This window comes from Micromonospora craterilacus (genome assembly GCF_003236315.1).
In the GTDB taxonomy this organism is placed as follows: domain Bacteria; phylum Actinomycetota; class Actinomycetes; order Mycobacteriales; family Micromonosporaceae; genus Micromonospora; species Micromonospora craterilacus.
Map to the genome: position 1 here is coordinate 1 of NZ_POTY01000117.1, position 20,689 is coordinate 20,689.

Here is a 20,689-nt window from a genome sequence, read left to right on the forward strand (position 1 = left end):
TTAAAGAGTGCGTAATAGCTCACTGGTCAAGTGGTTCCGCGCCGACAATGTAGCGGGGCTCAAGTACACCGCCGAAGCTGTGGCACTCACACGTGTGCTTCGCATCGTCTTTCGGGATGGTGTGCAGGTGTGTGGGTGGGTAGGGGAGCGTCGTGCCGGGGGTGAAGCAGCGGGGTGACCCAGTTGTGGACGCGGCACGAGTGAGAATGCAGGCATGAGTAGCGAAAGAAGGGTGAGAAACCCTTCCGCCGGATGACCAAGGGTTCCAGGGCCAGGCTAATCCGCCCTGGGTGAGTCGGGACCTAAGGCGAGGCCGAGAGGCGTAGTCGATGGACAACGGGTTGATATTCCCGTACCCGCGAAAGAGCGTCCCTGATGAACCTCGTTGTGCTAACCACCCAATCCATCTGAGACCTTCGGGTTGAGGGTGGGGAGCGTGGGAACCTGACGGGTAGTAGTCAAGCGATGGGGTGACGCAGGAAGGTAGCTGAGCCCGGCCGGTGGTTGTGCCGGGGTAAGCGTGTAGGCCGGTGTGTAGGCAAATCCGCACACCATTAAGGCTGAGACGTGATGCCGAGCCGATTCAGGTGAAGTCAGTGATCCTATGCTGCCGAGAAAAGCCTCTAGCGAGTTCTGAGCGGCCCGTACCCCAAACCGACACAGGTGGTCAGGTAGAGAATACCGAGGCGATCGGGCGAACTGTGGTTAAGGAACTCGGCAAATTGCCCCCGTAACTTAGGGAGAAGGGGGGCCGGAGACGTGAAGCCCCGCGCGGGTGGAGCGTTGTATGGCCGCAGAGAGCAGGGGGAAGCGACTGTTTACTAAAAACACAGGTCCATGCGAAGAAGTAATTCGATGTATATGGACTGACGCCTGCCCGGTGCTGGAACGTTAAGGGGACCTGTTAGCTCTTCGGGGCGAAGCGGAGAACTTAAGCGCCAGTAAACGGCGGTGGTAACTATAACCATCCTAAGGTAGCGAAATTCCTTGTCGGGTAAGTTCCGACCTGCACGAATGGCGTAACGACTTCCCCACTGTCTCAACCACAGGCCCGGCGAAATTGCAGTACGAGTAAAGATGCTCGTTACGCGCGGCAGGACGGAAAGACCCCGGGACCTTTACTATAGCTTGACATTGGTATCTGAGTTAGCTTGTGTAGGATAGGTGGGAGCCGGTGAAGCGCATACGCCAGTATGTGTGGAGGCAATCTTGAAATACCACTCTGGTTGATTCGGGTATCTAACTTCGGACCGTTATCCGGTTCAGGGACAGTGTCTGGTGGGTAGTTTAACTGGGGCGGTTGCCTCCTAAAAGGTAACGGAGGCGCCCAAAGGTTCCCTCAGCCTGGTTGGCAATCAGGTGTTGAGTGCAAGTACACAAGGGAGCTTGACTGTGAGACTGACGGGTCGAGCAGGGACGAAAGTCGGGACTAGTGATCCGGCACTTGCGTGTGGAAGCGGTGTCGCTCAACGGATAAAAGGTACCCCGGGGATAACAGGCTGATCTTCCCCAAGAGTCCATATCGACGGGATGGTTTGGCACCTCGATGTCGGCTCGTCGCATCCTGGGGCTGTAGCAGGTCCCAAGGGTTGGGCTGTTCGCCCATTAAAGCGGTACGCGAGCTGGGTTTAGAACGTCGTGAGACAGTTCGGTCCCTATCCGCCGTGCGCGTAGGATACTTGAGAAGGGCTGTCCCTAGTACGAGAGGACCGGGACGGACGAACCTCTGGTGTGCCAGTTGTCCCGCCAGGGGCACGGCTGGTTAGCTACGTTCGGAAGGGATAACCGCTGAAAGCATCTAAGCGGGAAGCTCGCTTCAAGATGAGGTATCCCACCCACCTTTGGTGGGGTAAGGCCCCCAGCTAGACGACTGGGTTGATAGGCCGGAAATGTAAGCCCGGTAACGGGTTCAGTTGACCGGTACTAATAGGCCGAGGACTTGACTATCAAAGATCTGCTCGCGTCCACTGTGCAACTCACGACAAACAAACAGACACCCCGACATTGTTGGTGTGGTGTTGTTTGATATGTTGATAAGGTTACGGCGGTCATGGCGGAGGGGAAACGCCCGGTCACATTCCGAACCCGGAAGCTAAGCCCTCCAGCGCCGATGGTACTGCACCCGGGAGGGTGTGGGAGAGTAGGACACCGCCGGACACTCTTTCGTTTAGGGCCACCCCGCACGGGGTGGCCCTAAACGCATTCCCAGCCCAAATCCCAGCGGCGATCTCGCCGCCGTGAGCCGGTCACTGCGATACATCGCAGCCGCGGTCGTGCTGCCAAACCTCGGCGCCACCGCGTCGAGCGGAGACGGGTTTCGTGGGGCGATCTCACGTGGTAGCCGGCTGAGGAGACGTCGCCCGCCGCATTTTCTGGCGCGGCATCCGAGACACCGAACGGCGAATGCCACAGCGGCGGTGCCGGGCACCAGTGTCCTCCCTGCGGTCGGACGGAGCCCAGCTGGCGGGGCCGCGATGTGTCACGAGGCGCCGGCAGTGCCGCTGGGCGTCCGAGGTACCGAGCCGAGGGCAAGGTTCGCGTCGGAGTGCCCGGCCGGCGCGGGCGGCGCCTCGGTGGTGCGGCTGGTGGGCGTACCTCATGAAACGGCCCCGCCGGCGGGAAGCCTGCGGGGCCGCGACGAGCCTGGTGCGGGACGGACGTCAGGAGGAGGGCTCCTTGGCGCAGATGAAGCGGGGCTCCGCGTCGTAGGTCCAGGTGAACTTCTCCCGCTTGACCACCTTGCCGTCCTTCTTGATGACCCGGAAGGCGTCCTGGGTGAAGCCCTGGCTGCCGTTGGCGGGGATGCAGCGGGGGCCCGGTTCCAGGTAGACGGTTCTGGGCGAGGTGATGTTCCGCCGGGGGCCGTACTCGGTCTTGACGCTGTCCCAGATCTTCGTGCTCCACATCGTCACGGTCACCGAGTTGGCCGTGTACGAGGTGTCGATCAGCACGCCGTACTCAGTGTTGTTGCGGAACTTGAAGTCGAGGTTTGGCCAGAAGATGGTCGACTCGATGACCGCCGGGTAGCGGCTGAAGTAGTACGAGTGCGGCTTGTGCTCGACGTCCTGTAGGCCGGCGTAGTAGCTCGCGTTGAACAGGGTGGTGGTGAACTGCGAGGTGCCACCGCCGACCCCCGGAACCAGCTTGCCGTCGAGGATGACCGGCGCGTCACGGTAACCCTGCGCGTAGCCGCGCTCCCCGGTGTGACCGTTGAGCGAGAACGTCGCGCCGGGCAGCACCACGGTGCCCTTCACGTCGTTGGCGATCGTCACGATGTTCTGGCTGCGCGGCGAGGAGAGGCCACCGGTGAAGTTGGTGGTGAAAGAAGAGACCTTCTCCTTGATGCCCAGACCGGCGAGCTTCTCCGCGGTGAGCTTCGGCTCGACCGGCTTGAGCTTCGCGGAGACCGTACGGCCCTCGCCCTGCGGCAACACGGCGAGCAGGTCACGGCCGAGGTCGCTGGTGTCCACCTGCTGCCCCGCGCGCCCGTCGATAACCTTCGGCTTGCCGCCGGAGATGGTCATCCGCGCGTCCTTCGCCGCCACCTCGACGGTGTCGAGCTTGTTCCCGAGCGCGGCCCGCAGTTGCTTGACGTCCACGCTCGGGGTGAGCTTGCCGGTCTTGTCGGCCTTGAAGCGGAGTCCCTTGGCGATGGCCTGCGGCGGGATGCTCACCGACCCCCGGTCGGTGGTCAGCTTGACCGGTGCCGCCACCGCCGGCTTGGCCAGCTCGGCGACCATGCGGTCCACGTCGTCCGCGGAGGTGGCCGGGTGGTTCTCCACCAGCGGTACGGTCACCGGCTGCCCGCCGAGCCAGCCGTCCTTGACCACCTGCGCGGAGTGCTCCGGGTCGACCGCCAGGCTCGGCTTGGGGTAGCGCACCTTCGGCGTGGTGCCGGAGAAGGTGATTGCCGGCATCGTCATCTTCCGGCCCTGGGCGCCGACGAGCTTCTCCAGCGCCGCCTCCAGCTTCGGCACGTCGACCGAGACCACCGGCTGGACCTCCCGCGAGCCGACCAGCCGATCCACGGCGTGCGCGTTGGCGGCGGCCGCGGCGGCCACGGTGGCGTCCACGTCGACGGTGAGCCCGACGTCGGCAGGGTTGATCTCGGCCGTCCGCTCCCCCACGCGTACCTGGATCGGTGCGGTGAGCTCGGCCGCGCGGCGGTCGAGCTGCGCCCGCAGCTCCCGTGCCGCGTCCGTGCGGCTGCGTCCGCCGAGTTCGGTGCCCAGCACGGTGGTGCCGCGCGGCACGTCACCGGCGTACGCCCAGACGGCGACCGCGCCGACCGAGCCGAGCACGGCTGTGGCCACTCCGGAGGCGAGCAGCAGCCGGAACCGGCGAGACCTGGGGGGTTCGCCACCCGATGGGGGAACCGGTGCCGGTCGCACGGGTTCCTCGACCGGCCAGTTGACCGCTGCCACCTGCACGGTGGGTCGGTCGTCGGCGGGCGGACGTTCTTCGCCGTACAGCGTCACAACTACCTCTTAGGGACATACCGCATGCGGAGCCGGGCCCCCCGCCCGGGAGACAACTACGGTAGCCAACGCTACGGCCGGCGGGGAGCCTGAGTGCGGATGGACTTGTCGTGGCTCACCGGTTGGCTACGGTCAGTGTTGGTCGGATGCCGCGAGTGTCAGTGCCGGGTCGGGCGGAAGACGAGCCAGGCCATCGTCACGGCGGTCACGGTGGCGGCGGCCAGCGCGCAGGAGAGCACGCCGGTCACGGTGCGTGGCGCGATCAGCGCGGCGGCCACGGCCAGGCCGACGGCCGCCACCCACAGCGGCGCGGCCGGCCATCGGGCAGCGGTCGCCACCCGATCGTTGACCAGCATGAACACCACCGCGTAGAGGGCTCCGGTGGCGGCGAACAGCGGTGCCGAGCCGGCCAGGTGCAGATAGTCGGCGCCACCGGCGAGTCGGAACGCCAGCTCGCCGCCGACTGCGGAGGCGGCGACCAGGATCGCCCCGCAGGTCAGGATCAGCGCCAGCGCCACCAGCCGGGCACGACGGTCGCCCCGGGCCAGCCGGGGCAGCACCAGCAGCGTGACCACCTGCGGCGCCCACAGCGCACCCTTGGTGAGGACCGAACCGACCGCGTAGGCGCCGGAGCCGGCGGCGGGCAGCAGCTGACGGGCGAGGATCAGATCCGCGTACGAGATGGTGAGCATCGCCAGCGTGGCGCCACCGGCGGTCATCACCTGCCGGGCACCCAGCCGGCGCGGAACGCCGTGACCCGGTGCGGCCGGGTCCTGCCCGCCAGCGGCGTCGGCCGGCGGCTCGGTGGTCGTGTCCGACGGGGTGGCCGTCGGGGGTGTGGTTGTCGGCGGTGTGGCGAGGCGGGCCAGGAGCGGCAGGGCGAGCAGGCCGGTGAGCGTACCCAGCAGCAGGCAGGCGACCGGTCCCCGGCCGAGCACCAGCCCGACGACCAGCCCGCCGTAGCGGCCGGCGGCCAGCACGGTCATCGCCACAGCGAGTCGCAGGAAACGCTGGTCACCCTGGAGTTCGCCGAGCCACCGGCCGCTCAGCACGGTGGCGAACGTGCTGGCCGCGAGCAGCAGCGTCAGCCCGAGCGGCAGTCGCAGGGCCAACGTCAGCACCGGTGCCGCGGCGACGGCGGCCGCGGCGGTGAGCGCCGCCGTGCGCAGCCCCAGACGGCCGGCGCCGCCACCACCGCCCCATCGGGCCCGGTGCGCGGCCACCGCGATCTGCAGACCGAACCCGGGCACCGCGGCGATCGCGCCCAACGCGAGCACCGTCGCCAGCGCGCCCAGGTCGGCGGCGCTGAGCCGGCGGGCGCCCAGCACCGGCACGACGTACGCCAGCGCGTTGGTCACCAGGGTGGCGACGGTGACGGCGGCGCCGGCCGCACCGAGCCGCACCCTGGCGGCGTCCCTGCCCGTCGTCTGCGTCATGCCACTCCGCGTCGTGCCAGCCTGACCGCAAAGGGGCATCGTCCCGGGCCGGCGGATCCCGTCGGGTAGATCCCGGCCCGACCGGCAAGACGGTACCGGCCGGTCGAGCGTCCCGACAGCCCCGCACCGGCGGCCCCTGCCCCTGCGACGCGGAAACGTCTAGTGTGCTGCCCCATGGCATCGACGAAGGCGGCCCCCGCAGCGACCTCCGGCCTGGCGGCCGTGCTTCCCGAGCGGTTGCTCGCGGGGGCGATCCGCCGCGCCTACCCGCGGGTCGAGCCGGAACTGGCCCGGCTCGCCGAGTTCGTCCCGGCCGGCGGCACCGCCGTCGACGTGGGCGCGTGGTACGGCCCGTGGACCGCCCGGCTGCTCCGGCACGCTGACCGGGTGGTCGCGGTCGAGCCCACCGCCCCGCTGGCCCGGCAACTTCGGACCGCGTTCCCCACGGTCGAGGTGGTCGAGGCGGCGGTCTCCGACCACGACGGCACCGCGACGCTCTACCTCCCCGAGGGCGGGGCGATCGTCGGCACCTCGTCGCTGGAGGACCCGGCGCAGGGCGTACCGGTGCCGGTGCGGCGGATCACCCTCGACTCGCTCGGCCTGACCGACGTGCGGTTCGTCAAGCTCGACATCGAGGGCCATGAACTGCCCGCGCTGCGGGGCGGGGCGGAGACCCTCCGCCGGGATCGCCCGGTGCTGCTGGTCGAGGTGGAGGAGCGGATCCAGCCGGTGGAGCCGCTGCTCGAACTGCTGACCGGTTGGGGCTACCGCGGGTACGTGCTGCCCGACCGCGAGTGGGTGCCGTTGGCCGACTTCGACCTCGGTCGGCACCAGCGCGAGGCGATCGTACGGGTCGGCCAGAGCTTCGCCCGCCGGGTCGTCTGGCCGCGTCCGCGCTACGTCAACTCGGTGCTGTTCCGCCCGGAATGACCGGTCGGGGCCGGCGGGACGCGCTCCGCCGGCCCGTTGCGGGGCCTACTTCGGCTTGGGTGCCGGGTTCCCGATCGCGATCTCGTTGGTGCAGAGCGACACGTCGCCGCCCGTCACGGTCAGTTCCACGGCGTCCCCGCCGCCGACGATCCGGAAGAAGCGCTGGTTGAGACCCCGCTTGACCGGGAACTCGGCGGTTCCGCTGCCGAACCTCAGCGTCGCGGTGCCATCGGCCGAGCTGAGGTAGCCGATCCGGACCACCCAGTGCCATTCGTCGCGCGGCTCGTTCAGCGGCATCCGGACGGTCTGACCGGTGGCCACCAGATAGCCGCAGCCCTCCTGCGGCCCAGGCTGGATCGTGCTGCCGATGATCGTGGCCACGTGGATGCGACCGAGCGTGTCGAGCACCGACACGTGGTCGGCCTCGTCCACGAAGGTGGGACGGGTGCCGAAGGCACGGAAGAACCGGGACTGCATGTTGTACGGCGAGGACAGCCGCGGTACGACGTTGTCCGGGACCGGGTCGTCGAAGAAGACCGTGTCCGGCGGCGCGCTGGCCATCTCGATCCGAACGGTGTCGATGTACGACCTGCCGGACTTCGCCGCCCACTCGTCGCTGTACCGGGACGTGGTCCACGCGGTGCCCAGGCAGACGGCCACGAGCACCAGGGCGAGCGCGACGTTCACCGCTTCCCGGTAGCGCTCCGGCAGGGAGCCGAGCAGACCGGGTGCGGGCGGCTCGGTCGGGCCCGACGTGCCCGGCTGGGGGGCACGCTGCGCCGGCGAGCCCGGGTCGTTCGGCGGCGATCGGTCGGGTGCCGGCGACGGGGGGACGGCATCCGGTGCGGTGGCCGGTTCGGGATCCGGATGGGCGGTCGGGTCCGGGCCGGCGACAGCATCCGGACCGGGAGCCGGAGTCACCGCGGGTGCGGCCGCCGGGACGGGATCCGGTTCCGGGTCGATCGGCGCCTCGGCGTGGATGACGCCCGGTCGGGACACCAGCCGCGCCGGCTGTGCGTACCTCACCGGCGCAGGCGGCGCGGCCGGCACGGGCGGCTGCACCGGGATCGGTGCCGCGGCCAGGTCCTGAGCCTCCTCGTCCACCGGCTCCCGGCGGTCGACCGGCGTCGACGGCGGCCCGTCTGCGGCGGAAGGGTCGATCTGACCAGCCGTCCGGGGCGTCCGGGCCAGCCCGACCACCGCGACACCGAGGCAGATCGCGGCGACCACGACGACATCGCTGACGTACCGGGGCACGCCGCCGGCGACCCCGCTGAAGGCCGAACCGAGCCGGGTCGCGGCCAGCATCGCCGCCACCAGGACCAGGTACGCCCCGAGCAGCAGCCATGCGCGGCCGGCCCGCCGCCGGTGGCGTACGGTCGCCACGACCAGTGCGACGACGATCGTCCAGGCGACCCACGTGCCGAGTTGCGGCGGCGCGGCGACCGGTGCGCCGTCACCGGCCCCCAACCACTGCCACGGCCCGCCCACCAGGCCCGGTATCACGGTGGATCCGAGCATCTGGGTGAGGAACGAGAACACCTCGCCCACCGACTCCGGCCGGCGCAGCGAGGACTCCGAACCCCTCAGGTAGGCCACCAGGAAACCGAGCGACAGTACGGTCAGCAGCAACCAGGACGGCCACCAGCGGCGGATCGTGGTCCAGATGGTGCGGACCGGTCCGCCCTCGGCGTAGAAGGCGGCGGTCAGCAGGAAGACCAGCGGCACGACCAGGATCGACTTCTCGAAGAAGAAGAGACCGAGCAGGACGGCCAGCGCCAGGGTCACGAGGTGCCGCTTGCGCCGGGTCTGCACGTAGCCGACCTGCGCGCTGACCGCGAGCACCATGGAGATCTGCATCGGCAGCATGTTGACCCCGACGGCCCACCAGGTCGTCGCCTCCAGGGTCAACGGGCTGAACAGCAGCACGCCGAGCGGCAGGAGCAGCAGCCAGGACGGCTGGAGCAGCCGGCGCAGCAGGTGGAGGGAGGCGATCCCGAGGACCGTCTGGCCGATCGCCATGAGTAGCACGTACGGCCAGTAGGCCATCCCCACGTACTCGGTGGTCAGCCAGATGAGCAGCCGTCCACCGGGCATGAGGTGGTTGTTGTAGAGCGAGAAGAGATGCCCGACGGTCAGGTCGGACTCCGCGGCCTGAGTGATCAGCACGTAGTCGTCGGCCGCCAGGAAGCCGCGGGACGCCACGTGGGCGCGCCACAACACGCTGAGCGCGATCATCGCCAACGCCACCGCCCGGATCCGATCCCTGGCCAGCCAGCCGCCGATCCGGCCAGGCACCATGGCCTCGTCCGCCCCCGTCGATGTCATGGCGGGAAGACTGCCACACCGGTCACCGCGCCTCCTATCAGGTCAATGGATGGTTCGGCGGCGGTCGGCCCGGCGGGAACCGGGCGCGTACAGTGGCCGCCACCAGCGCGGCCGGTCGCCGCGCCCGGCAGTGGTGATGAGGTCGACGGATGCGGGAACGGCTGGTGCCGCACGCGGTGGCTGCCGCCGTGACGGCGGTGCTGCTCGCGCCGCTGGCCTGGCCCGGTTACGTGCTGCGCTACGACATGGTGTTCGTGCCTAGGCAGGCGTTGAGCTGGGAGGTGATCGCCCCGGCCACGGCGTTGCCCCGGGCCGTCCCGCAGGACGCGGTGGTGGCGCTGGCCAACCAGCTGGTCCCGGGGTGGCTGCTGCAACGGCTGGTCCTGGTGGCGATCGTCTACCTGGCCGCGCTCGGCGCCGCACGGCTGGTGCCGACCGAGCGGGTGGCCGTACGGGTGGTTGCCTCGCTCGGGTACGCCTGGACGCCGTACCTGGCCGAGCGGTTGCTGATCGGTCAGTGGGGGCTGCTGGTCGCGTACGCCGCGTTGCCCTGGCTGGTGCGGGCGGCGCTCGGGGTACGGGCGGGTGAGCGTGGTGCGCTTCCCCGGCTGCTGCTGGCGGCGGCGGTCTCGGCGATCACGCCGACCGGCGGGCTGCTCGCCCTGGTCGCGGTGACGGTGCTGTTGGCCGGGCGGTACCGGGGTGCGGCCCGCGCGGTGTCGATCGGGGTCGGTGCCACGGTGCTGCTGAACGCGCCGTGGCTGGTGGCCGGGTTCACCAGTCACGGCGATGGCCGGTCCGACCCGGCCGGGGTGGCGGTCTTCGCGGCCCGCGCGGAGAACTGGGCCGGTCCGCTGGTGGCGCTCGCCGGCACCGGCGGCATCTGGAACGGGCAGGCCACTCCGGTGTCCCGGGCCGGGGGGCTGGTGCCACTGGCGACGGTGCTGGTGTTGGCGGTCGCCGGGTACGGCGTACCGCTGTTGCGGCGCCGTTGGCCGGGGCCGATGGTCGCCCGGCTCGGCCTGCTGGCGGCCGGGTCGTGGCTGGCGGCGGCGCTCGGTGTGCTGCCCGGCGGCGCGGCCCTGCTCGGCTGGCTGGTCGCCGACGTGCCCGGTGCCGGGCTGCTCCGCGACGGGCAGAAGCTGCTGGTGCCGTACGCCCTGGCCCTGGCGGTCGCCGGGGCGCTGGGGGCGGAGCGGCTCGCCGAGCGTCTGGCGGCCCGGTTCGACGCGGCGACCGGGCGGGTGCTGCTGGCCGGCGCGGCGTTGTTGCCGGTGGCCGTCCTGCCCGATCTGGCCTTCGGCGGTGTGGGGCGGCTCCGCCCGGTGACCTGGCCGGCGGACTGGGCGACGGTGGCCCGGTTGGTCGACGAACGACCGGGTGAGGTGGTCTCGCTGCCGTTCCAGGAGTATCAGAGCTACGCCTGGAACGCCGGCCGGGTGGTGATCGACCCGGCGCCCCGGTACCTCGGCGTGCCGGTGCTGATCGACGACACGCTGCGGGTGGGCGGCACGGCGGTCGCCGGCGAGGATCCGCGGGCCGCCCGGCTGCGTGAGCTGCTCGCCGCGGGTGAGCCGGTGGCGGCGGCCGGCCCCCGGTGGGTGCTGGTGCAGCGGGCCGCCGGCCCGACGCCGGACCCGGCGACGTTGGCCGGCCTGCGACCGGCGTACGCGGGCGGTGAGCTGACCCTGTACGAGAATCCGGCGTGGACCCCGCCGCCCCCACCGGCCCGGCCCGGCCCGGTGGGGCTGGCCCATCTCCTGGCCGGAACGGTGGTGCTGGCCATCGGTGTTTCGGGCGCTGCGCGATTGTGCTACCGCGTGGTAGCGTCCCGGCACGCGAGTCCCGCGGAAGGAGAAGGTGGATGAGGAACCTGCCCGCGTTCGTCGCCGTCGGGGTACTCGGGATCGTGCTCGGCATGCTCGGCAGCGTCGGTCTGGCGAACGTGCTCAGCCCGTCCGCCAAGGAGGCCGCAAACTCCAAGGTGAGCGAGCAGACCGAGGCCCCCCTGTACGGCACGCGCTGACCTCGAACAAAGCGAAGGGCACCCGCGGTTCGCGGGCGCCCTTCGTCGTGTCCAGGTTCGACGGCGGCGGTCAGCCGGCGCGAACGGTCGCCTGGGTCACCAGCTGCGCGAACCGCGCGCCGGTCGCAGCCCAGGTGAACCGGGCCGCGTGGGCCAGTGCGGCCTCGCCCATCGCCTTACGCCGCACGTCGTCGGCGAGCAGTTCCCGGACCACCGTGGTGAACTCCCGCTCGTCGTCGACCAGCAGGCCGGTCTGGGTGTCGACCATCGCCTCGGCGACCCCACCGGCGTAGCGGAACGCCACCGTCGGGGTGCTGCGGGCGGCGGCCTCCACGATGGTCAGTCCCCAGCCCTCCTTCAGCGACGGGGTGAGCGCCAGCCAGGCCGAGCAGAGCAGGTCGTGCTTCTCCTCCTCGCTGACGAAGCCGGCGAACCGGATCCGGTCGGTGATCCCGAGCGAGCCGGACAGCTCGCGCAGCGGCTCCTCCCACCAGCCCTGCCCGGCCACCACCAGCTCCAGATCGGGCAGCTCCGTGGCCAGTTCGGCGACCGTCCGCAGGGCGATCTCCACGCGCTTGTGCGGGACCAGCCGGCCGAGCACCAGCAGCGACGGATGGGACGTCCGGGGCAGTGCCCGGCCGGTCACCGGGGAGGTGCCGTTGGGCACCACGTCGATCCGTTTTGCGTCCACGCCCAACGTGGTCAGCTCGGACCGGCTCGCCTCGGAGACGGTGACGTACCGGCACCGCCGGTACAGCCGCACCGCCAGCCAGGACTCGATCCACCAGCCCAGCCGGCACATCCACGGGCCGAACACCACCGGCCACTGTTCCCGGTGCACGTGGTGCACCAGCGCGATGACCGGCCGTCCGGCGTAGAGCGGGGCGAAGAACGGCACGCCGTTGCAGACGTCCACGACCAGGTCCGGCCGGCCGAGACCGCGCCGGCTCAACGGACCCAGGCCGAACCGGCCGGCGAGGCAGGTCAACGCCGCGCGGAGGTAGACGGTCATCCGCGAGCCGCGGCGCAGCACGCGTACGCCGGCGTCGGTGGTGCCCGTCGGGCCGGCGTTGCCGTGCGCGGCACAGAACAGAGTCACCCGGTGACCGGCGGTGACCAGCTCGGCGGCGATCCGCTCAAGGTAGACCTCCGAACCGCCGCCCTCGGGATTGGTGGTGTCGCGCCAGTTGAGGAACAGGACATGGCGGGAGGGGGTGCCGGAGTTGTCCACGCTGCTCCTACCGGTGAGTAAGTGAGCACGATCGCGCCACCCTAGGGCGGCCCGGCCCGGGTGCGCAATGGGTGGACCCGGCAGCGACGATCCGATAACGGCTCATCGATCTGGGGTTTGCCGGCAGACGGAAACCTTGGCAGGGTGTGCAGCGCAACCACGTGCGGTGCCCGGTGCCCGGTGCCCCGACTTCAGTCGCAGTCAAGGTGTGACCTGCGGTGGAACGTCGTCCGCAGGGGTGACGAGGAGGTGAGGCGGCGGTGGTGGCCGACCGTCCCGCGCCGGCGCGCGCCCTGTCCCGTCGTTCGCCGGTGGTGCTGCTCAGCGCCGCGCTGGCGCTGCTGCTGGCCGGTTGGGCGGTGGTGACGTACGTGCGGGCCGACCGGGGTACGCCGGCCTGCGTCGAACAGGTCCGGCTGCGGGTGGTGGCCGCTCCGGTGATCGCACCGGCGGTGGACCGGGTGGCCCGGGCGAACGCCGGCAGCCAACCGTGCGTGTCGGTCGAGGTGCAGGCCCGACCATCGGCCACCGTCGCCCGGGAACTGGCCGACGGCGTCGACGTCGCGGACGCCTGGCTGCCGGAGTCGACGTTCTGGCTGCGCCGGGCCCGGGCGGTGGGCGCGTTCGAGGTGCCCGGCCAGGGCACGTCGGTGGCCAGCACCCCGGTGGTGCTGGCGGTGACCGAGCGGGTCGCGCGCCGCTCGGGTTGGCCGGCCAAGCCGCTGACCTGGGCGTCGCTGATCGGCACCAAGGCGCGCGGGGTCCAGGTCGGACTGCCCGACCCGGCGGCCGATCCGGCCGGAGTCGGCGCGCTGCTCGGCGTCCGGGTGCTGGCCGACGACAACCGGGACTCGGCGGCGACCGTGGCGGCGACGCTACGCCGCCTCGCCGAGCGGACGTTCAGCCCGGCCGAGGACGCCAGCCCGCTCACCCCGGGTCGTGACCTGCCCGGACGTGTCGACGTGGTCGCCGCCAGCGAGCAGGCGGTGCTCGAACACAACGCGCTGGCCGGCTCCGGCAAGCTGGTCGCGGCGTACCCGGAGATCGCGGTTCCCTGGCTCGACCTGCCGTACGTGGTGCTGCCCTCCGCCCAGGGGCGGGCCCGGGACGCCGCCGCGAACTTCCTCGCCGGGCTGCTCAGCGCCGGGTCCCGGGACATCTTCACCGGCCACGGTTTCCGGACCCCGTCCGGCTTCCCGCCGGCCATGCCGACCGACGACCGGCTGCGGACCGAGGAACGCCGGCCGGTCCCGTTGCCGGCCGAGGAGACGGTCACCGACGTACTCACCGGCTGGAGCGGCGTGCAGCGCAGCGCCCGGATCCTCACCCTGCTGGACGTCTCCGGCTCGATGGCCGCGCAGGTGCCCGGCGGTGGAACCCGGCTGGACGCCACCGTCCGGGCCGCCCAGGAGGGCGCGGCGCTGCTGCTGGACAACAGCGAACTCGGCATCTGGGTCTTCGCCACGAAGGTCGACGGGGACCGCGACTACCGCGAGATCCTGCCGGTGGGCCCGTTGGGCGTCCAGCGGAAACGGCTGGCCGAGGAGTTGGCCGCCGTCCGGGTCAAGCCGCAGGGCGGGACCGGCCTGTACGACAGCACGCTGGCCGCGTACCGCGACGCGCGGCGCAACTGGACGCCGGGTCGGATCAACCTGGTGCTGGTGATGACCGACGGGCGCAACGAGGACGACGACAGCATCGGCCGGGCCGCCTTCCTCGCCGAACTTGAGCGGTTGCAGGAACCACGCCGGCCGTTGCCGATCATCTTCATCGGCCTCGGCGGCGACATCGACCCCGAGGAGTTGAAAGCGATCGCGAAGGTCACCGGTGGGCGGGTGTTCGTCACCGAGCAGCCGGGCGGGATGCGGCGGATCTTCTTCTCGGCGCTGGCCGACCTGAGCTGCCTGCCCCCGGAGTGCCGCCGATGAGCCGGGTGCTGGCGTGGCTGCGCCGGTCACCCGGCACCGCGCTGTCGCTGCTGCTGCTCACCGCGATCGCCTTCGGGCAGCGGCCCGGCCAGGTCACCTTCGACACCAAGCTCGACCTGGCCGCCAACCCGATCCACTTCATGGCCCGGGCGTTGCACCTGTGGAACCCGGAGGCCACCTCGGGGGAGCTGCAGAACCAGGCGTACGGCTACCTCTTCCCGATGGGGCCGTTCTTCGCCGCCGGTCAGCTGCTGGGCCTGCCGCCGTGGATAACCCAGCGGCTGTGGACGGCGTTGCTGCTCGCCGCCGCGTTCTACGGACTGCTGCGGCTGGCCCGGGCACTGAACATCGGCACCGAACCGACCCGGTACGCGGCGGCGCTCGGCTACGCGCTGGCCCCGCGCATCCTCACCGAGGTCGGCGCGCTCTCCTCGGAGACGCTCGCCGCCTCGATGCTGCCCTGGGTCCTGCTGCCGCTGGTCTCCGTACGCCGGATCGGCTCCCCGCGCCGGGCCGCCGCGCTCTCCGCGTTGGCCGTGCTCGGGATGGGCGGGATCAACGCCGCGGTGGTGCTGCTGGCCCTGCTGCTGCCCGGCGTCTGGTTGCTCACCCGGCGCTGGGACGCGCAGCACCGGCGGCTGGTCGCCTGGTGGTGCGTCTGCGTGCTCGCGGTCTGCCTGTGGTGGATCGTGCCACTGCTGCTGCTCGGCCAGTACAGCCTCCCCTTCCTGGACTACATCGAGTCGTCCACCACGACCACCGCGGTGGCCTCGCTGTTCCAGGCGGTACGCGGCACCAACCAGTGGGTGGCGTACATCGTGCAGGGCGAGCCCTGGTGGCCGGCCGGGTGGCTGCTGATCGACCACCCCGCGCTGATGGCGCTCACCGCGGTGGTGGCCCTGATCGGCCTCGCCGGGCTGGCCGGCAACCTGCTGCCCGAGCGGCGGTTCCTGGTGGCCGGCTTCCTGACCGGGCTGACCCTGCTCACCGTCGGCTACGTAGGCGCGCTGGACAGTCCGATCTCCGAACTGGTCCGCAACCTGCTGGACGGCCCGCTGGCCCCGTTCCGCAACGTGCACAAGCTCGACCCGGTGCTGCGGCTGCCGCTGATGCTCGGCTTCGCGCACGGCGTCGACGCGGTGGCCACCCGGATGCACCACGCGTTGGCCCGACGCCGGCCCGGGATCCGGCTGCGCCCGCTGGTCTTCGTACCGGTGCTGCTGCTCGTGCTGGGCGCCGCCGCGCCGGCCTGGCTGGGCCTGCTGCGTCCCGGCCCGGGCTGGTCCGACCTGCCGCCGCACTGGCGCGCCGCGGCGACCTGGCTGGCCGACCGCGACGCGCTGGCCCGCACTCTGGTGGTGCCCGGTTCCGGCTTCGGGTTGTACGAGTGGGGGCGCACGGTCGACGAGCCGTTGCAGGCCCTGGCCGGTGCGCCCTGGGCGGTCCGCCACCAGGTGCCGCTCGGATCCGCCGGCAACACCCGGATGATGGACACCGTCGAGGAGGTGCTGGCCAGCGGACAGGGCTCCGCCGGGCTGGCCGACCTGCTCGCCCGGTCCGGTTTCCGGCACCTGGTGCTGCGCAACGACATCGATCGGACGCAGGTGGACGCGCCGCCGGTGGCCGTCCTACGCCGGGCCCTGGCCGACTCGCCGGGCATCGCCCGGGTGGCCACCTTCGGCACCACAGACGCCCTGTCCCGTACGCCGGGCAGCCCGGTGGACGACGGTGCCGGCACCCTGCCGGCGATCGAGGTGTACGAGGTGCAGCGGCCGGTGCCGGCCGCCTCGGCGGTGCTCACCGCCGACGTGCCCACGGTCAGCGGCGGCCCCGAGTCGCTGCTGCCCCTGCTGGAGCAGGGCGTGGTGGAACGGGACCGGCCGGTGGTGCTCGCCGGCGACCGGGAGGACTCGCCGGACGCCACCGGCGACTCGTGGATCGTCACCGACGGCCTGCGGCGCCGGGAACGGGACATCGGCCGGGTCCGGGACAACCTGTCCGAGACGTTGACCGCGAACGAGGCGGGGCGGCAGGGCCGAGTCGCCCTCGACCTGCTGCCCTTCGCCGGTGAGCGGCACCAGACCACCGCGACCTACCAGGGCGTACGCGAGGTGACCGCGTCCTCGGCGGTGAGTTTCGTGGACACCCTGGGCCCGGCCGACCCGTCGCACCTGCCGTTCGCGGCGGTCGACGGCGAGTACGGCACCGCCTGGCACTCGGCTCCGCTGGTCGGGCCGGTCGGGCAGTGGCTCCAGGTTGACCTGGACACCCCGCGCCAGGTGGAGAACGTGCGGCTGGCGTTCGTCGACGACCTCGCGGTGGGCTGGCCGGTGACCCGGTTCCGGCTCACCACCGACCGGGGCTCGGTGGACCACGAGGTGGCCCCCACGCTGGGCGGCCACTCGTACTACACGCTGCCCGGCTCGACCAGCCGGGTCCGGGTGACCGTGCTGGCGGTGGCCGGTGGCCGGCTCGACGGCGGCGTCGGCATCCGGGAGCTGTCCATCCCGGACAGCGAGCCACGTCGCGCGCTGCGCGCCCCGACCGACCTGCCGGAAGGTTTGTCCGGCCCGGTCAGCTGGGCGTTCAGCCGTGGCCCGGCGCACCGGCCGGCGTGCTATCCGACCGCCGCGAACGGTGTGGACCGGGTGGCGGCGGGCTCCGGCGGGGCCGGCGCGCCGGCCCGGGCGGCCGACACGGTGATCCGCTGCGACCGGTTCCTGGCCCGGGTCGGTGAGGAGCCGCTGGGGCTGGACCGGCTGTTCCGCAACCCAGCCGCCGGCACGTACCGGATGAAGCTGCGCGCGGTGCCGCGTCCGGGGGCCGAGCTGACGTTGTCCGGGGTGAAGGTCAGGGCCACCGCCTCGTCGCATCTGGCCGGGGATCCGGCGGTTGCGGCGTACGCGGCGATCGACGGTGATCCGGGCACGGCCTGGCTCGCCGACAGCGGCGACCTGCGTCCTACCCTGCGACTGAGTTGGTCGGGCCAGCGCCGGATCGACCAGCTGCGGCTGCGGGCCGCATCGTCGCCGGTCGGCTCGCTGCCGCAACAGGTCGAGATCCACACACCGGGCCGTCAGGTGGCGGTGCCGGTGGATGCCGACGGAACGGTCCGCTTTTCGGCGGTGCGTACCGACCGGATCGAGATCGTGGTGCGGGAGACCGAGCACCGGGTGGCCGACCGGCGCGGCAACGGCTGGCCCGCCACCGCGGGCATCGCGGAGGTGGAGATCCCGGCGTTGGCGAATCTGCTCAAGTCGATCGACGCCGACGCCCGGGTGGTCGAACGGTGCGGCGACGGGCCGACCGTCGAGCTGGACGGTTTCCGGTACGACACCTCCGTCACCGCCACCCTCGGCGACGTGCTGGCCGGCCGGCCGGTGCCGGTCCACGTCTGCGGCGACGGAGGCGCGGTGCTGGACCTACCGGCCGGCGGGCACCGGCTGGCGACCGTACCGTCGGAGGGTTTCGTCGTGCGGGACGCGGCCCTGCGGCCGGACGACGACGGCACCGCCGCGCCCCGGCACCGGGAGGTCACCGTGCTGGACTGGGCGCCGACGGATCGCACCGTGCGGGTCGCCGCGGGCGAGCGGGCGCTGCTGGTGGTTCCGGAGAACGCGAACGCCGGGTGGACGGCCACCCTGGACGGTGCGCGGCTGGCCACCGCCCGGGTGGACGGATGGCAGCAGGCGTGGGTGCTGCCGCCGGGTTCCGGCGGCGAGGTACGCCTCGTCTTCGCGCCCGACCGGGCCTACCAGGGCGCACTGGTGGCGGGGGCCGTGACGGCGATCGGCGTGCTGATCCTGGCCGCCTGGCCGGTGCGCCGTCGGACCGGGGTGGACGCGAGCGGGGCGGGTGCGATCCCGGCCGAGGCTTCGGCCTGGGCGATCGGGGTGCTGCTGGTGGTGCTGCTCGCCGTGCTGGGCGGGGTGCTGCCGGTGGCCATCGTGCTGGCCGCGATGCTGCTGCGGCAGTTGGCCGTGCGGGCCCTACCGGTGGTGGTGCTCAGTGGGCTGACCGTGGCCACGGCGACCGCGGTGGCCGGCCGGTTGCAGGGCCACGGGCAGGACTGGGCGTACAGCTCCTGGGTGCAGGCGGCGATGCTGGTGGCGATCGGCGCGGTGGTTGCGGCGGTGGTCCCCGTCCCCGGTGTGCGGCCCGATCCGTCCATCCCGCATGATGTGACGCCGGGCACATCCGGCGGACCGCCGGCGTCGGCCGGCGGCACGGGCGAGGACGGGACGGTGGCGCGGTGACGGCAGCGGACGACCGGACGCTTCGGGCGGCACGACGCCGCTTCGCCACCCTGCGCCGCTCGGTGACCCTGTTCCGCGCGTTCCTGGTCGAGCAGACCGACCCCGATCACTTCTACGGGTTGCTGGCCGCCGACTCGGTACGCCAGGTCTCCGGCTACGCCGAGCTGGCTGGCCGGACGGTGCTGGACGTGGGCGGCGGGCCGGGATACTTCGCGGCGGCCTTCCGCGCGGCCGGTGCCCGGTACGTCGGCCTGGACCCGGACGTCGGTGACTTCTCCGCGGCCGGTGAGTCGGTGGCGGGGATGCTGCGGGGCAGCGGCACCGCGCTGCCGGTACGAACCGGCAGCGTGGACGTGACGTTCTCGTCCAACGTGGTGGAACACGTCGCCGAGCCGCCCCGGATGCTCGACGAGATGGTGCGGGTGACCCGGCCGGGCGGGTTGCTCTTCGTGTCGTACACCCCGTGGCTGTCGCCCTGGGGTGGGCACGAGACCGCGCCGTGGCACTACCTCGGTGGGCACCGGGCTCGCCGCCGCTACGAGCGACGGATGGGACGCCCGCCGAAGAACCGGTTCCGCGAGACGTTGTTCCCGGTCTCGATCGCCGGCACGTTGCGCTGGGCCCGGGGTAACGGCGACGTCGAGGTGGTGGACGCGTTGCCGCGATACCACCCGTGGTGGGCCCGGTGGGTGATCCGGGTTCCCGGCGTCCGCGAGGTCGTGGCCTGGAACTTCGTGCTCGTACTGCGCCGGACCGTGGGGCGACAGCCCGACGCGGTGAAGAAATCAGAGCTGACCGGGGGTCGCGTTGCTATGTGACCAAGGAGTAACCTCGCGGCCATCTCACTGATCGATACCGACGAAAATGAGCTCCTCAGGGAGGCAAACATGAAGCACCGCGCCGTGGGTGCCGTGCTGTTCGGTGGCGGCGTACTGCTCCTGGCGCTGGCCGCCGGGCTGGTGTTCGTCGTCAAGCCCGCGATGACCAAACTGCCCTACGACCTGGATCCGTCGACGTCGGTGGCCGAGGCCAAGGGCGCGACGTTCCTCCAGATCACCAACGGCGCGGTCGCCATCAACCGGGCCGACCTGAAGTCCACCGTCCTGGTCACGCCGGAGCGCGCGAAGACCGCGGCGCTCAGCGGCGACCTCGCCGGTGACACGGTGATCTGGCGGGTCGGCCAGACCGTCGACCGGACGGACACCAAGGAACTGGTCAGCGCGTACGGCGCCGAGCTGGCGCTGGACCGGGTCTCTGGAGCGGCCGTCGAGTGGAACGAGCAGTACCTCGACGACAGCGGCGCCGCGGAGAAGGTGCCGTTCGCCGGCCAGGTCTACAAGTTCCCGTTCAACTCCGCACAGGGCAACTACGAGGTCTTCGACCGGGACCTGCGACAGACCCGGATGGCCGAGTACAAGGGCACCGAGGACGTCGACGGCCTCGAGGCGTACCGCTACGAGCAGGTCATCACCGACGAGAAGCTGGCGCTGGCCCCGGACCGGGTCGCCGTGCTGCTCGGTGCGCTCGCTCCGGGCGCGACCTCGGGCGACGTCGTCTACAGCAACACCCGTACGGTCTGGGTCGACCCGGTCACCGGCTCCTATGTCAACGTGCGGGAGCAGCAGAAGAAGGTGCTGGTGCCGAACGTGGGCACCCCGGTCACGCTGCTGGACGCGGACTTCTCCTACAACGACGAGACCGTGGCGTCCTCGGTGGAGCGGGCCAAGACGAGCCGTGGTCAGCTCACCATCCTCGGCGTGTACGCGCCGATCGGGATCGCCGTGCTGGGCCTGGTGCTGATCGCCGTCGCACTGCTGGTCTCGCGCCGCGCCGCCCCGGCCGCCGTGGCCCGGCACGCCGCCGACCCGACGCCGACCCGCGTCGACCAGCCGCCGGTGCGGGACGACGAGCCGGAGGGTGGGCCGTTGACCGACGAGATCCCGCCCGCGTCGACCAACTGGAAGTCCGACGAGCCGGCGGTGCCGGGCCAGCGGCCCGCGCAGGACGAGTCGGAGAAGCGCTGACCGGCTGAACCGTGGGAACACGCGGAGGGGGCGGGCCCGTACGGGCCCGCCC

The 20,689-nt window shown here is 71.6% G+C and carries 11 protein-coding genes and 2 rRNA genes; 9 read left to right on the plus strand and 4 right to left on the minus strand.

Going from position 1 to position 20,689, the window contains the following annotated elements:
* Both C1I95_RS18795 and rrf read left to right on the plus strand, forming a co-directional pair.
* Nucleotides 1-1,947, plus strand: a 23S ribosomal RNA gene (locus C1I95_RS18795); the annotation flags it as partial.
* A 93-nt stretch (nt 1,948-2,040) separates the two neighbouring features.
* Nucleotides 2,041-2,157, plus strand: a 5S ribosomal RNA gene (rrf, locus tag C1I95_RS18800).
* 503 nt (nt 2,158-2,660) lie between these two features.
* Here the strand turns inward: rrf and C1I95_RS18805 are convergent.
* Both C1I95_RS18805 and C1I95_RS18810 read right to left on the minus strand, forming a co-directional pair.
* Nucleotides 2,661-4,478, minus strand: a complete 1,818-nt coding sequence (locus C1I95_RS18805) for a VanW family protein (protein WP_111215128.1) — start codon at nt 4,476-4,478, stop codon at nt 2,661-2,663.
* A gap of 158 nt (nt 4,479-4,636) precedes the next feature.
* A complete protein-coding gene (locus C1I95_RS18810) occupies nt 4,637-5,914 on the minus strand; it encodes a polysaccharide biosynthesis protein (RefSeq protein ID WP_199523812.1) in 1,278 nt (425 codons plus the stop codon).
* Between the two features lie 174 nt (nt 5,915-6,088).
* On the opposite strand from C1I95_RS18810, the gene C1I95_RS18815 reads away from it, so the two are divergent.
* Nucleotides 6,089-6,844 (plus strand): FkbM family methyltransferase, encoded by a 756-nt coding sequence (locus C1I95_RS18815; protein WP_111215129.1) that lies wholly within the window; start codon nt 6,089-6,091, stop codon nt 6,842-6,844.
* A gap of 45 nt (nt 6,845-6,889) precedes the next feature.
* Here C1I95_RS18815 and C1I95_RS18820 read toward each other — a convergent pair whose 3' ends face one another.
* Nucleotides 6,890-9,172, minus strand: a complete 2,283-nt coding sequence (locus C1I95_RS18820) for a glycosyltransferase family protein (RefSeq protein WP_146605762.1) — start codon at nt 9,170-9,172, stop codon at nt 6,890-6,892.
* A gap of 149 nt (nt 9,173-9,321) precedes the next feature.
* On the opposite strand from C1I95_RS18820, the gene C1I95_RS18825 reads away from it, so the two are divergent.
* Nucleotides 9,322-11,040 carry an MmpA family trehalose lipid delivery protein gene (locus C1I95_RS18825; protein WP_111215131.1) on the plus strand — a complete coding sequence of 573 codons (1,719 nt, stop codon included), beginning with the start codon at nt 9,322-9,324 and terminating at the stop codon, nt 11,038-11,040.
* Nucleotides 11,037-11,198 carry a hypothetical protein gene (locus C1I95_RS35295; RefSeq protein ID WP_158566423.1) on the plus strand — a complete coding sequence of 54 codons (162 nt, stop codon included), beginning with the start codon at nt 11,037-11,039 and terminating at the stop codon, nt 11,196-11,198. Before C1I95_RS18825 ends, C1I95_RS35295 begins: the two co-directional genes overlap by 4 nt.
* Nucleotides 11,199-11,268: 70 nt before the next feature.
* Here C1I95_RS35295 and C1I95_RS18830 read toward each other — a convergent pair whose 3' ends face one another.
* Nucleotides 11,269-12,429 carry a glycosyltransferase family 4 protein gene (locus tag C1I95_RS18830; protein WP_111215132.1) on the minus strand — a complete coding sequence of 387 codons (1,161 nt, stop codon included), beginning with the start codon at nt 12,427-12,429 and terminating at the stop codon, nt 11,269-11,271.
* 260 nt (nt 12,430-12,689) lie between these two features.
* Here C1I95_RS18830 and C1I95_RS18835 point away from each other — a divergent pair, with 260 nt between their 5' ends.
* The 4 genes from C1I95_RS18835 to pgfA all read left to right on the plus strand — a co-directional run bounded on the left by C1I95_RS18835 (nt 12,690) and on the right by pgfA (nt 20,637).
* Complete coding sequence (locus C1I95_RS18835; RefSeq protein WP_111215133.1) at nt 12,690-14,357, plus strand: substrate-binding and VWA domain-containing protein; 1,668 nt, start codon at nt 12,690-12,692, stop codon at nt 14,355-14,357.
* A complete protein-coding gene (locus tag C1I95_RS18840; RefSeq protein WP_233513746.1) occupies nt 14,354-18,613 on the plus strand; it encodes an alpha-(1->3)-arabinofuranosyltransferase in 4,260 nt (1,419 codons plus the stop codon). The genes C1I95_RS18835 and C1I95_RS18840 overlap by 4 nt, the downstream gene beginning before the upstream one ends.
* Complete coding sequence (locus C1I95_RS18845) at nt 18,610-19,431, plus strand: class I SAM-dependent methyltransferase (RefSeq protein ID WP_111215135.1); 822 nt, start codon at nt 18,610-18,612, stop codon at nt 19,429-19,431. The genes C1I95_RS18840 and C1I95_RS18845 overlap by 4 nt, the downstream gene beginning before the upstream one ends.
* Before the next feature lie 69 nt (nt 19,432-19,500).
* Nucleotides 19,501-20,637, plus strand: coding sequence for a cell envelope lipid trafficking protein PgfA (gene pgfA, locus C1I95_RS18850; protein WP_111215136.1), 1,137 nt, complete (start codon nt 19,501-19,503; stop codon nt 20,635-20,637).
* Nucleotides 20,638-20,689 lie beyond the last annotated feature (52 nt).

Excerpts from the sequence above, each read along its gene's own strand:
- C1I95_RS18810 (WP_199523812.1), bottom strand. The coding sequence starts at position 5,914 with ATGACGCAGACGACGGGCAGGGACGCCGCCAGGGTGCGGCTCGGTGCG.
- C1I95_RS18815 (WP_111215129.1), top strand. The coding sequence starts at position 6,089 with ATGGCATCGACGAAGGCGGCCCCCGCAGCGACCTCCGGCCTGGCGGCC.
- C1I95_RS18820 (WP_146605762.1), bottom strand. The coding sequence starts at position 9,172 with ATGACATCGACGGGGGCGGACGAGGCCATGGTGCCTGGCCGGATCGGC.
- C1I95_RS18825 (WP_111215131.1), top strand. The coding sequence starts at position 9,322 with ATGCGGGAACGGCTGGTGCCGCACGCGGTGGCTGCCGCCGTGACGGCG.
- C1I95_RS35295 (WP_158566423.1), top strand. The coding sequence starts at position 11,037 with ATGAGGAACCTGCCCGCGTTCGTCGCCGTCGGGGTACTCGGGATCGTG.
- C1I95_RS18840 (WP_233513746.1), top strand. The coding sequence starts at position 14,354 with ATGAGCCGGGTGCTGGCGTGGCTGCGCCGGTCACCCGGCACCGCGCTG.
- pgfA (WP_111215136.1), top strand. The coding sequence starts at position 19,501 with ATGAAGCACCGCGCCGTGGGTGCCGTGCTGTTCGGTGGCGGCGTACTG.